Origin of the sequence: Chloracidobacterium sp. (assembly GCA_015075585.1) — a bacterium.
Lineage (GTDB): Bacteria > Acidobacteriota > Blastocatellia > Pyrinomonadales > Pyrinomonadaceae > OLB17.
This window is the reverse complement of the sequence record JABTUB010000001.1, coordinates 1187118-1200337: the sequence shown is the minus strand read 5'-3', so window position 1 is coordinate 1200337 and position 13220 is coordinate 1187118. Positions and strand designations below refer to the sequence as shown.

Below are 13220 nucleotides of genomic sequence, written 5' to 3'. Positions count from 1 at the left end.
GTTTCAACATATGACCTCCATTTTCAATATTTCGGTTTCATTTCTTCAAGACGGCGATCCATGTCTCGGAAGAAGCCTGTTACGACAGATGAGACCATTCTCAATCTCGCTGCTTCCGTAGCTGCAGATTGGTTGATAGAAGCTGACTCCATTCGTCCTTCAAAATTCAAATGGTTTGCACCGCGCTCCATATCGGCCGAACGGCGAATACCAGAAAGCTGAATGCCTGCTCCCTGTCGGCTGCTCGATGCGGCGATTCCGCTCCCACGATCTATCGCTGCAATGTTCTGCGATGCTTGCGCCTCATAGGCTTTGTTTATGTCACTCTGATAGGTGTTTGAAGCCTCTATCTTCTGATCGGCAACGATCTGCGTGTTTGTGTTTTGGGAAGCAGCATTATCAAGCGTTGTAGAGTTCATCCGCTTGTTTGCTTCCTGCATAACATGCTGGTCTTTTGACCAGTCGTACAACTCTACACCTTTGCGAATGGGAACAGTCGTTCCGGCAACCGAAGATCCGCCGGGAATGAACTCGTATTTCATCATTCCGAAGTTTTGGAGCATCCCCTGACTCCGAAGGCTCGTTTCCTTAGCGGCGTCGAAGATGCGGCTGTCCTGAGTTCCTTGTGCCTCGACCCGCATTCCTGTGATCTCGCGACGCGTTGCAGCCGAACTGCTCGCGATTCCAAATGTTTTGTTCGCCTCGGCCATCAGTGTTTGGGTCACCTGGTTAGCCCTGATCTGACCTAAGTTTGTAACAAGGCCGCCCTCGACTCCAGCGACGGATGAGACAACCCGTGCATCGGTCGATTGGTTCGCGGCATCGAGAGCTTTTCTGGCGGCGGCCTGTTCGGCATTGTAAATTCCCTGAATTTGGGTGTTTTCCGCCTGACGATTGATTGCGGCACCGGCAACAAGCCCGTAGGTCTCAAGCGCGGTTCCGAGCGTTGAAAGCATCCATCCCATTGAGATCTGGGATACTCCTTCATACACCTGTCCGCGAAGGACGCGATAACTGAGCCACGGAACAAGAATGAAACAAAGGCTTGAGACAAAGAAAAGTATCGTGACGATCAAGGCGCTTGATGCCGGATCGTAATTTCCGTTCGTAATTATCTTCGCGGTTTGGGGATCTAGCATATAAACGCTTTCGCCGTTATAAATCGACACGGCAAGTAGTCCGATGGAGTAACACGCATACAACGTGACCTCTTTCACTATCGGAAAGGCAAGCGCGAACGTTGCTACCCCCCAACAAAATGGATAAAAGATCTGATTGGCGAACTTCTCATCGAAACCGAACGCCGACAGCACAGGTGCCGCGAGTTTGAGGCCGATAAGAATGAACAAGGCGGCAAGTGAAAGAAAAATCGCACCGAATTTTATTATGTTCTGGCCAATAACCATTATGGTGAACATTCTCGGCATGTCCCAGCCAAAGACATTCAAGTTTGCGGTTATGTCGGCAACGGATGATTCCTTATCGGTAATGATGCCGACAAGTCCGGGTTGTCCGTTCGGCAGTCTCGGTGCCAGTAATTCGTTCGGGTCTTCGACCGCAAAGGTTGCTTTTACATACTGCTTCATCTTTTCGTCGAACTCCGCGACAAGCTGCCGGTTGTAGTTTCGCACCGGTCTGGCAAAGAATTTTCCGGTTACAGTGAGTCCGTCGATAATAAAAGGGCTTGCTCCGATCACAACCATAAAAACAACCGAACGGATTCCCCAGGCAACTAGCTGTTCAGGTCCAAGTCCGCGGTTGTCGTAAAACCGCCTGATGAAGCCGAATATCAAAACAAAGCTTCCGACTATCCATGCAAGGAACAGCAAGATCGGCATAAGCGGCTTTATGATGACATCGAGAATTGATCTGAAAAGCCATTCCTGACCCGTTCTCATTAGATTTTGGATCTGCTCGGCGTAACTCCTCGCCGGCGGCTGCTGAGGCAGTACGGTTCCGGGCACTGGTGTAGCGGTGGGATTGGCCGGATTGTTGTTTTCATATTGCTGCAAAACAGGGACCGGACTGCCGTCGAGCGGCGGCATGAACGGCGAGTCGGAGTTAATGGTTAGAATGAGATCGTTCGCCGTAACTGGTTCTCCGTTCATAGTACCGATAACAGTTTGTCCTTCGACACGAGGCGGGCGCGGCCGGGTTCGTTGCCCGGCCGCTGTGGTGGCGAGGAGGCAGTTGGCAAGAATGATCAGGACGAAGAGAACTGTTGCTGTGTATGTTCGGCGAATCATTTGAAACCTCTTTTTTTGTTCGCGGTTATGAGTCAATTACGGAAGCGGGCTTTGATAAGTATCTTCATCCCAGATCTCATATCTTTCGAGTTCGCGCATAAAGTCATCGGAAGCCCTTGTGATGCCGGTCATCATCTCGGTGGACTTGCGGATCTCGTTTCCGAATTCGGTCATTCTTTCGATCTTTATTCCGTAAGCAACGAATTTCGCTTGTATCTTTGCTTCGAGTTCGCGAAGCTGGCCTTCCACAGTAGTAATTCGCAGATTCACGGCGAGCATTTGATCAATGAGTGACTGAACGCCATCTTGATTTGCCGGAAGGTTGGCTTGAATCGCTCTTGTTGCGTCAGCGATGCGTTCGCGTTCTTCGTAGAGCTTTGCAAGGTCGAGAAGTATGTTCTCGCGGTCAAACAGCATTCGCTCAAGCTCAGAATCAAGTTTTGCCAGTCTTTCGAGATTCGCCATTTCCGCATCGGCGCTTCGACCGATCGAAAATCGAAAAAAATCGTCGAGGTCGCGTTTGTTGGCTTCCATATCGAAGATGCCGCTTTTGAGCCTTCGAGCTATATTGACAACGGAATGTATCTGGCTGGTAATGGTAGTTTCTATCCTCTTTTTCAGTTCGAAGATATTGCGGATAAGATGTCCCAATGTCGAGTAAGTGGAGATCAGTTGCTTGTGCCGCATTATCTGTTCATCTACCTTGTCGAGTATGCCGCGAAGGTTGGTGACGCTTTCGACCATCTTTTCATATTGCTGGACCGCCTTTTCATACATCTGCACATAGTGATTGATCGTCTCGATCCACCTGCTGGCCTCTTCGATTTTCTTGGCCACCTGAAGCGCATATTGTGACGGATCGAACACCGTCCATTGGGCAGATACAGGTTTCACGTCCAATCCGATAAGGATCGAAGACAGGACAAGACTAATCAGAAGTTGCCTTTTCACGCTTAGATGTTCTTGGTTCATATCAATTTTGAGCTCCTGTTATTTCTTCAAGATCGGTTTCGGACAAACCGGTAAGACCAACTGCCGAAAGCCCTTGAGGATATTTATTCGCTAGCCAGGTCACAATGAGTTCAAGAGGCAGATCGGGACGCAGGTTCTCGATAAGCCTTCTTGCGTTTGCTTCGTTGGTATCGTTTGTATTCGCCCATATCATGACCGGCGACAGATGTATCTCGGCCATCTGAACGATCTTGTCGCTGCCGCTTCCGATGACGAACACCCATTGCGTGTATCTGCCATACTGATTTCTTATAGCTCGGATCGCGGCAATCGTCTCGGAAGCAAGTTCACAGTCGTCGGCGAGTCGTTCAAAGCCTCCAATCTGCTTACCGACGATTTTCACTCCCGAGTTTTTTACGAGGTCGACGCCCGTGATATTCGGCTGTTCGGGTGTGCCGGTGAAATGCTCGTAGGCTTGTGAGAAAAGCACCGTAACTAGCCCTTCCTTTCTTCCGGTGACAGTGGCCTCGGCTATCAATTCCTGAATCGCCGGAAAATGTTTGTTGATCTCGCGCATTTCGTCACAGATGAAAAGAATCGGTTGTTTTTGGCTGTTGGCGTCTTCTTCTCCTATCTCCTGCATGATCTGGGCGCTGATCCTGAAACCGACGCTCTCGCGTATTTTCTCGTCGAGAGTGCTGATGCCGGACAACTCGAAAACATCGAACATCGATTGCTGGTCGTAATCGGGATGTGTCGGAGCATTCAGCCATGGATCTTTGCGATGAATATTCATCTTCAGGAATAGTTCGCTGGCCTGCTTTTGTTCCCCGATGCTCCAGTGGTAGCTTTTGAGGATGTCGAGAAAGTGTCCGAGCGTGGGCTGAAACTTTGGCCGGCCTTCGCCGTTTCGTGCGAGAGCCATCTTATAGACCTCATCTATTACCGTGGCGGCAATGGCGCTTGTAATGGCGTCTGTCTTCGGCGTCTTGCTGAGGATCTGAATGTCTGTCAGAACCATTGCCAGCTGCCTTTTCGACGGCGGCATTCCTTTTTCTATTCCGGGATAGTTCCATATGTTTATCGGTTTTGGGTCAGTTTCGGTGAATTCGATATGACGTCCTCCAAGAAGTTTACAGATGGGTTTGAAAGAGTAGCGGTAGTCCATGACCCTCACTTTCACGTTCCCGCGATGTGCTCTTATATCCGTGATGAGCATCGACGCAAGAAAGGACTTCCCTTCACCGGACGCGGCAGTAACAATAACTGTCGGGGATTTGATTAATGATCGGTCATATAGATTAAGTCCGAACATTTGTCCGTTTGGTGTTATAAAAATGCTGTGAGGGCTCAAATTACCTCGCCAATTCGTTTCGGTCGGGACAAAAGTAATGATCGAATCCCCGGTTTCCGTAAGTTCCTGGCCCGTTTGTCTTGAGGAAAGCTCACCGGCTAGCATACGCGGATAAAGTGCCCGCTGCCTGACAAGTTCTTCCCGAACAGCGTCTGCTCCGATCTTTCGCCGGATTGCGGAGATAACCGAATCGCACCGGTCGTTCAACACTTCTATCTGACGCCGTTTATCCTTGGTTCCGATCGAGCGATCAGCAAAAACGATCACGTTCATTCTGAGCGTGCATATCTCTTCATTGTCTGCCTCAACCTGTTCAAGCAGATCTTCGAGATCGTTCTTTATGACTACTGCGTCCTTTTTTAGATTCCTGAAACCGAGCCAGGTATTGCGGCTCCTTTCTATCCGGTCGATCCTCTTTTGAAGGTCTTTCTTTGCCGACCGCTTCTCGGTGGTCATGATGTCCACGACGATCTCGTGCGGAAAACAAAGGCTGCGCGTCCCTGTCAAATATCGCATCACGTCAGCTGTCACGAAGCCATTAGGAAGGGTCTTCAGACTGACAAGGCTTGCAGGCGTTCCGTTGTGTCTTACCAGAGATTCATCATTGGTCTCGATATTTGTAGCAGCCAGATATCTACGGATATCAATTCGCTTGTTTTCAAGAAGCACGGGAACATCCGCCGAGTCTCTCCTGTGGCTTTTGAATAGACTGGCGAACAACTCAACCGAATCCATTTCACAAAGGTTCAGCTGTCTTGGAAAATTCGATTCAAATGACTGAAACACTCGTTTTGCCTTTTCGCGACACTCTGACTCCTCTCGCTCCTGCCGCGTCACAAATAAATCCCAAGTTCTGTTTTTTACTCTTATGACCGGCTGTGAGAGGAATCTAATTGCTCCGTTTGCTTTTATTTCCCGAGCTATCGAAGGAGCTAGACCCGACAAAATACTTTTGTCCATGGATGCTCGAACAGGAACTCGTATCCATACGGATGCGGTCTGCTGCATTATTTGACCTGAACGGATCGATTCTTCGTAGAGCGACAGATTACCTGCTTGCAGAAGGCATGCGACCGGATCACTGCCGTCTTTGTTCCTGGAGCGAAGGTGTTCTTTCAAAACACGTCCATCGTCTGCCGCATTCTCAAAGCGAAACTGAATGATCGTATTCTCGGGTCTGTCGAATTTGAGAATGGTCTTTAGCTCTTCAATACGTTGCTCTGTCAAATAGCCGTCATCATAGAGAGTATTGGCGGGTTCAAATTTGTAGGCTTTTCCATAGCTGCCGTCACGGTAGCGGATCACGTTCCCTTCGAGGCCGATAATTTCTGTCGGTAGGAGTTTTCCTTGACTCGGGATTCTCCGCGATGTATCTGCATTTGCAGTGTTGTCATATTTGCTTTTGATCTTTCGATGCAATTTTGAAAGAGGAAACAGCCGATGCCCAACCGCCACTCCGATCCCTGCAAAAGCAAGGCTTCCGAAAAGTGACAATATCAATTGCGCGAATGTTAGATTTGCCGTGTCCATCTTTTCTCCCGTTATTTATTAACCCAATCCGTCACTTTTAGCTCGACACCAAGTGGAGGCCTTACCGGTGTCCATTTTTCAATGAGAGCTTCGGTCTTATGCGAGAGCCAGTACTTAGGTTTGCTCCGTCGCAGAAAATTGAAAGCGGTGAGCAAGATCAAAAATGTTATCAACCCCAATGGAAATCCGAGCGGAATAAACCAAATCCAGACGTTGAGGATAAAAGGTATTAAATAAGCCATCGCCGTGGGGCTGAGGATGAATTTCCAATCGGATGAATAAACACCAAAGCGTTTAAGTTCCCGAAAGACATTCGGCCGCGTTTGCCTTCTCCGCATAAAGTCCCCCATGTCAGAAATTGGTATCAACGCCGACTGCCCTACCTTGCGCCAACTGCCAGAAGACGGCGACGATCGTCCCGAACGCAAATGCCAATAATGAACCGAATGCTTGGTTACCCCATTCCTTGCCGGTCATCTTGTTGTAGATCGCCCATGCGACCCCCACGGCTCCCAAACAGAACAGCACGATTGCCATCAGTTTGAGCGATTCGCGGATGATGTTGGACAGGTTGCTCGCATCACCGGTGAAGATAGGCCCCTGAGCAAATACGACATTGGAAAGTGTCAGTACTGCGGCCACAACCATGAACTGTGTGAAAACTTGTCTGAATGTTTTGACTAAATTCTTCATATTGTCCTCTGAAAGAAGTTATGTGCTTATCCAGTCCTCTTCGGGTAGTGTTTCGAGAACTTGCCTGTTAGCGATAAGGACACACTGCAAGGCTCGTGCCGTTTCAGATTTTGACGTGGCATATTGATTGCGAAGTCTTCCCGACATGATCAAACAACTTCTAATTTCATCGGCCATGTTCGGCGTGCTCATTGTTTTTCCTTTTAATCTCAAAGCCCAGACGCGGATCGTTCACACCAAGGAAGCAATCTCGCAAATGGACGTTCTGGCGCGTTCGCGGATTTTTGAACCGGCAATCATTGAGGCCGCACAAAGTGAGGGCATCGATCCGTTGATACTGTGGGCAATCGCTTACAACGAAACGCGATTTCGGCCTTGGCTAACAAGCCCCAAAAATGCCAAAGGCCTGATGCAGTTCATGCCTGCGACAGCTTCACGTTTCGGTCTGTGGGATCCTTATGAACCAAAAGCCTCGATCCTTGCTGCGGCAAAATATGTGAAGGTTTTGGGGCGGCTCTTCGAGTGGCGTTTGGACTCGATCCTTGCGGCTTACAATTCGGGCGAAGGGACTGTTACGGCGTACTTGATCGGAAAGTCGCTCTTGGTAAACGGAAAGTTGATAAACCCCTCTCGTATTCGGACAAACGGCGGAGTTCCTCCTTACAAAGAAACCCGCAATTATGTGACGAGCGGACTGAAAATATATGCGTGGCTGACGAAGCAAAATAGGCTTGTTCTACCACAAAACACACTTGCCTCAACTACAACGATTCGTCGGCAACCGGCTGTCGAGATCAACAACAACCAGTCCAAGCAGAAAAACGAAGATGCTCGGCCTAAGGATCTGCCAATTGTCGTGTACTACGAACCTCGCACCGGTCTCCGACGAGTTTTGAACAATCCAGATACTGATTCATTACCAAGCGGCCAAAATGGCCCGGTGATCGTATCTCCGGAAACCCGCATCATGTCAGGTCGGATAGCCCGTACCACTTTCGTCGGCAGACTTAGATAGTGGTGCATTTTTTATCCACTTGGCTAATTCCTGCACCACTAATGGAACATTTTTTAGCCACAGGGGTTAGCTAACGGAAAATCACCTGAATATTGCACTCAATCCGCTCTGGCACTTAGATTGCGAAGTTCATTTTCAGACAATTCCACGACAAGGAAACAGGAACACGAAATGACGAACTCAAATCACATCGATTCCCTAAAACAAGACGACAATTTTACTCCGTTGTATCTGTCCCGTGATCCGGATGATGTATTAACTATCTCTTCGCTTTTCAAAGCCGTTTGGATACTGCTTGTCGTTCTTCTGCTCAGTGTTGGTATAAATGTGTTTCTTTCTCTCAGAAAGGCGGATCGGATCATAATCGACAAAACTTCAGGACGGGTTACCGAACTTAATAATCGAGACTATGGAAATACGGAGTCGGTCAGCATCACTCCCGACAGCCCGGGCGAAACGGACAAGAAATATCTGGTAAAGGAGTTTCTCGCCGCTCTCTATGATGTTGGACAAGCTACGCGCGAAGCTCAGGTCAACAAACTTCTCAAGATGCTTGACCCCGATCTATCGGTAGCCGTAGCAACCCGCCTGAAACAAAATGGCGTACTCGCTGCCGAGAAAACAGAAAGCGTTAATTCTGTCTGGGATCTGCAGGACCTCAACATCGATGAGAATGACCCTTATGTACTGCGCGCGATTGGCGTGAGGAAGATACGCAGAAAGGCTGCCGGACGAGACGTTGAAGAGTCCATACAGTTGAAATGCAAATTCCTGCTTAAGGACAGTCCGACGTCCCCCACCAGAAACGACAACAACCTGAGAACGGGTTTTACGATCCTGAGATTCCGCGTAGAGCCTGTGAGTGGTAAAAACGTTTCCCCGATAACTCTTACCGGCGACCCAACTGAGCAGGAAGAAATTCCCGATCAGACAACTGAGGCCAATAAAAAATCTGGGGCAACAGACAATCAATAATCCAATTTTTCAGCATTTAAGGTGAATTATGAATCGAGTAAATCCAAATCACTTTTTCAATAAGAACGAATTTCGCATTGCTATTGTAGCTGCTCTTACTTTGGCTCTCTTTCCGTTGTTTGTTGAGAACGTGTTCTCACAAAAAAGGAATGACAAATTTCCATCTTCAGCTAAGCGAACGAAGCCCGTGACATCAAAGACCGCTCGATCAGACAAAGAATCTGAGCCAAAAGGCGATTCCTCTGTGCCGGTTTCGGTTGTGAATACGACAGCAAACGATTTTCTATCCGGCGAGGTCAGCATATCGGTCAATCCCAAGCAGCCAACCGTTATCCGGTTGGGGCTGGCGCAAAATGCTGTATCTATTGTCGAGTTTCCGGCAAACGACGGGATCTATTACATCCACGAAGGCAATCCAAAGTTGGCCTCTGTATTTATGTCTCCGACTAAGGAAAGCGACCGATCGATAACCATTTATCCGGGCGAATCATTTTTGCCGTCTCGAGATGGAAGCACTTCATCATCTATCAGCCTTCAGATGAGGTCAGGCCTTGTATTGATCTTGGAACTCGTTCCAGTCTCCGATTTGAGAAAGAACGCCCACAGATGCGTGATCTACTATGACCGCGAAACCGTTATCGCCGCTCGCAGGGCCGTCGGTCTCGCATACAACCTCGGCGATGAATCAGCGATTGTGCGATCAGCTAACTCGAAAGCGGCTTCAAAACTCGTGGGGTCAACAGATGTAGAAACGTCGACTCCACCAGCATCCTCTTCCTCTGATCCAACCCAGTTCAAGGCCAACTATGTGGACATGAGACGTGACCAATCCGTCAAGCAAGCAGGCAAAAACAAAAAGGATATTTCGTATCTTGCCAACAAAAGACTGGCTGAATGTATTAAGGACGCCAAGAAAAACTTTAAGTTATGGAGCAAGCCGCAATCAGGTTTACAGATCTCGGCGGCAAAGCTCACCGATGTCGATGACAAAACTAGACTCGCAATCATTGCGGTAAGAAACGTAAGCACTTTGGATCTGAGACTGCTCGCATCGTCGCCCGAACTTCAAGTCCAGACGGTTGATACTTCGGGAAACACCTTACAATCGTCCCGCTTGAACATCGCATATATCGAGACGACAAATGCGGACGGGCTGTTAACAGTCGGAGCAACGGTATATTACGCGCTAGTTTATCAGTCGCCGATTTTAGGGGTAAATCAGACTGTCAAAGTGCTTGTAACCCACCGAGAGGCCGCGGATGCCCCTGTTGGCATAGCTCTTGTGAATTCCAAAACTAAGGAGTGAACACATGGAAAACACTTCAGTTATAAATGAAATACCAGGGGCTATGCCTGACATTGAGGATGATGACAAGCGAGAGTCCTTGCTGCAAACCCTTGAAGATGAAAAGGCGAGTATTGAAGATGAGGAAGAAAACGACGAATTTGACTCGAGTGAGGTCAATCCGTCTCAAAACCAAAGATGGAAGATCCTTCGAACCGTTGCGGGCTTTATTCTTTTTCTAGTAACACTCGTTCTGGGAATAACCTGGTTTTTTGGCATTGGCTGGTTTGCCGTAAAGAAGACGGAGAATGTAACCCGAAAAAATACCGGTAACACAAAAAGCGAGCCTGTTTCAGAAGATGAAAAAATTCGGACTGCACTCAGACTTGTTGCGGCGAATGACAAGCAAACAAATTACGCTGCGAGCAACCTGCTGGCTTCGGAGTCTTCACCATCATCTGACGGCAAGACGAATGACGAAACTTCGATCGTTAGCGGCATTGACAATAAATCCACTTACCCTTCCGTACAGTTACCGGATCGCAGTCTTGCCAGCCCAACAACCGATGTTCCCGATGAAAAAAGAACTGATGGTAAAGACACACAGACACAATCTAACGACGCACCTCTGTCTCGTCAGGCTACAATGCGAGATATTGAGCCGCTCGGCAGATCGCTTTTTTTCGGCATCGCTAAACGCTCATCATCAATCAATGAACCAAAGGAACAATCGCTCAATCCGTCGATTCGACGACCTGGCTCACCGAATACTATACGTTTTGGCAGTATGCTCCCGGTGCGTCTGATCGGGTCGATCTACACTCTACGGAACTCGACCGGTATGGTAAGGATGGAGCTAACCCGTCCGGTAGAAGGCGAAGGTTACAAGTATCCGGCCGGCACGGTTTTGGTCGGGAATGTGCGCAGCGGCGAATCAAACAGAGCTTTTGTGACGATTATCGGATTGATCGATCCGGTCACCGGTGGACTTATCAAATGCAATGGCGACCTGTTGGGCATCGACGGTGCATCCGGGATCGAAGGGCGTAAGAGAAATCTAACCGGAAAATGGACCCAATTTTTTCGCGGTCTCAAAGACACAGCATCATCTGTCATTGGTTCTGTCGGATCAATTCGTGGTGGCAGTACGGTCATTCTCTCTGACCAGATCAAGAGAGGTGCAAGTGAGTTATCCGATGAGATCTCCGGCCCCGTCTTAAAAAGCAACAACCAGACCACTTTTATCGAGGTTCCAGCCGGAACTACGGGATACGTACTTATCACAGAATTATCAAACTCATCTGCAAATGCGGATGCTACCAATACCAGGAATCAGGAGGGCGAAATCAAATGATCCCACATGATCCGAGTCGCCCTCAAATCAATCCGCGAGAGATCGTATTGAATGGACGAGAATCCGTGCTTCACGAGCTTATTTCAAAAACCGGTTATATTCCGGACGACCGCATTTTTTCAGATTTTTGCGAAAGCCTCAAGTCAGGCAGGGCGTGGCTTATCTCCGGGACTCGCGGCAGTGGAAAAACGGCATTCCCCGAGGCTCTTGCCGAATGCTGCAATCTTTCAATGTGTGTTGTTGCCGGCCGTGACGGTATCAAGCAGGAAGAAATCCTCTATGACTGGGACAAAGAAGAGCAGGAAGTCTGGATGAAAGAAAACCTTGCAATATCAAAAACACTACGTTCGGAAGATGCTGTTAAGCATATTGAGAAAGCCCGGCGAATGAAATGGCAGCGGCAATTCCTCGTTTTGGGTGAAGTCGGGAGTGCCTATGATCTTGCTGCTTCGGCGGCCACAACATCTGAAGCTCCTCCTGTTCTTCTTTTGGATGAAAGTGACAAGTTCGGCCCAAGTATTGAGGACGCGCTGCTCATGCCGCTGGAACGCGGGGTGATTTATATTCCGCGTTTTGAAGAAGGCTTTGTCGGGATCAGTGATTGGAAATTCCGTCCAATAGTTATTACAACTTCAAATGATCTTCGGCATCGCTTGAGCTCTCCGTTTATTTCACGACATATTTTCACAAGGTTTGAGACACCTGGTCTTATAAAAGAGCTTGAAATACTATCCGCAAGAAATCAACGAGCTTCATCCGCGCAGCTGGCTCTCTCTATTAAGTTGCTCGACGCGGTTCGCGGCATCGCCGGTATGGAGGATCATCCCAGTCTTCGGGAATCAATTGATATCACCGGTGCTTTCATTCGCAATTCAGTTGAGGACCTAAATACCCAAATCTTATCTCGCCTTTTTTGTTACTTCGTCAAAGATAGTTCCGCTCAGGAACTTTTATCGTTGCAGCTTGATTATTTGCTGGCAATGACAAATTCATTTCATCCGGAAGTTGACGGCTGGCTTGCATCCCGAGATCCACGCTGGGCAACGCGCTGGCCGCAGATTGGCTCGTGAGGTTGTATGAAAAGAATTAAGAACGAAATTGAAAGGTTTCGCGTGCGACTAAGCTCTATCGCTCGCGAATACTCAGCGGTTTTCCTTACGGTTGGAATAGTCGGAATTTACATAGCAGCAAGATGCCTTACCATTCCCGACAGTCATGCTCAACTAAAGTTCATTGATGCGCCGGACCAGCAAACAATCACCGAGCGAACAAAGTTAGACGGAACGATTACTAATATTTTTTCTGGAACCAAATATGAAACGGCCAAAAGGCTTCGTGAATCGGCGGCATTGGGAATAGCTGCGTCACTCGCTGTTTTTTTTAGATACCATGAAACAAAGAGTCCTCCTCAAACTGGGCGAGAAGTTATTTCGGATATTGTGTCCCGCAAGCTACTCCCGCCAGAGATTTCAGTCGAAAACGAAGGGTTTAGTTCGCCAACAAGCATTATACGTCTTAGTTTGCGTCCTTCTCCGTTTTCGTTTGAAATACTCTCCGTGCCTATTGAAGATAAATACGGTCCGATGATGCTTTTCCGATTTCCTCTTCCTCCAGGAGGGCAGAACACTTTGAGATACTTTCGTTCCATCCGAAATGCAGAGCCAGTCCCATTTAGCACAACGGAACAATTGGCAGCTCAAGGATGGGAGATCGGTCAATGGAATATAGACGAACTTAGGTTGGACGGTTCCTCAATTAACGAACTGCAGGAACAAAGGCAATGGCTAAAGTCGGTTAAACCAGAAACCAAATAGTAA

At 48.3% G+C, this 13220-nt stretch carries 10 protein-coding genes; 6 read left to right on the top strand and 4 right to left on the bottom strand.

Translation table 11 applies throughout. From position 1 onward, the window contains the following. Window positions 1–23: 23 nt before the first annotated feature. The 4 genes from HS105_05450 to HS105_05435 form a co-directional block, all read right to left on the bottom strand. Complete coding sequence (locus HS105_05450) at window positions 24–2108, bottom strand: hypothetical protein (protein MBE7516038.1); 2085 nt, start codon at window positions 2106–2108, stop codon at window positions 24–26. A gap of 174 nt (window positions 2109–2282) precedes the next feature. Continuing rightward, window positions 2283–3218 carry a hypothetical protein gene (locus tag HS105_05445; protein ID MBE7516037.1) on the bottom strand — a complete coding sequence of 312 codons (936 nt, stop codon included), beginning with the start codon at window positions 3216–3218 and terminating at the stop codon, window positions 2283–2285. Window position 3219: 1 nt separating this feature from the next. Beyond that, a complete protein-coding gene (locus tag HS105_05440; protein MBE7516036.1) occupies window positions 3220–6081 on the bottom strand; it encodes a hypothetical protein in 2862 nt (953 codons plus the stop codon). A gap of 351 nt (window positions 6082–6432) precedes the next feature. Continuing rightward, window positions 6433–6774, bottom strand: a complete 342-nt coding sequence (locus tag HS105_05435) for a hypothetical protein (GenBank protein MBE7516035.1) — start codon at window positions 6772–6774, stop codon at window positions 6433–6435. Window positions 6775–6919: 145 nt separating this feature from the next. On the opposite strand from HS105_05435, the gene HS105_05430 reads away from it, so the two are divergent. The 6 genes from HS105_05430 (at window position 6920) to HS105_05405 (ending at window position 13217) form a co-directional block, all read left to right on the top strand. Further along, window positions 6920–7789 (top strand): lytic transglycosylase domain-containing protein, encoded by an 870-nt coding sequence (locus tag HS105_05430; protein MBE7516034.1) that lies wholly within the window; start codon window positions 6920–6922, stop codon window positions 7787–7789. 171 nt (window positions 7790–7960) lie between these two features. After that, complete coding sequence (locus tag HS105_05425) at window positions 7961–8764, top strand: hypothetical protein (protein ID MBE7516033.1); 804 nt, start codon at window positions 7961–7963, stop codon at window positions 8762–8764. Window positions 8765–8792: 28 nt separating this feature from the next. Then, on the top strand, window positions 8793–10070 hold the full coding sequence (locus HS105_05420) for a hypothetical protein (protein ID MBE7516032.1): 1278 nt from the start codon (window positions 8793–8795) through the stop codon (window positions 10068–10070). Window positions 10071–10074: 4 nt separating this feature from the next. Next, complete coding sequence (locus tag HS105_05415; protein MBE7516031.1) at window positions 10075–11403, top strand: hypothetical protein; 1329 nt, start codon at window positions 10075–10077, stop codon at window positions 11401–11403. After that, complete coding sequence (locus tag HS105_05410; GenBank protein ID MBE7516030.1) at window positions 11400–12473, top strand: AAA family ATPase; 1074 nt, start codon at window positions 11400–11402, stop codon at window positions 12471–12473. The genes HS105_05415 and HS105_05410 overlap by 4 nt, the downstream gene beginning before the upstream one ends. Before the next feature lie 6 nt (window positions 12474–12479). After that, entirely contained in the window at window positions 12480–13217 is a 738-nt protein-coding gene (locus HS105_05405; protein ID MBE7516029.1) for a hypothetical protein, read from the top strand. Window positions 13218–13220: the final 3 nt, after the last annotated feature.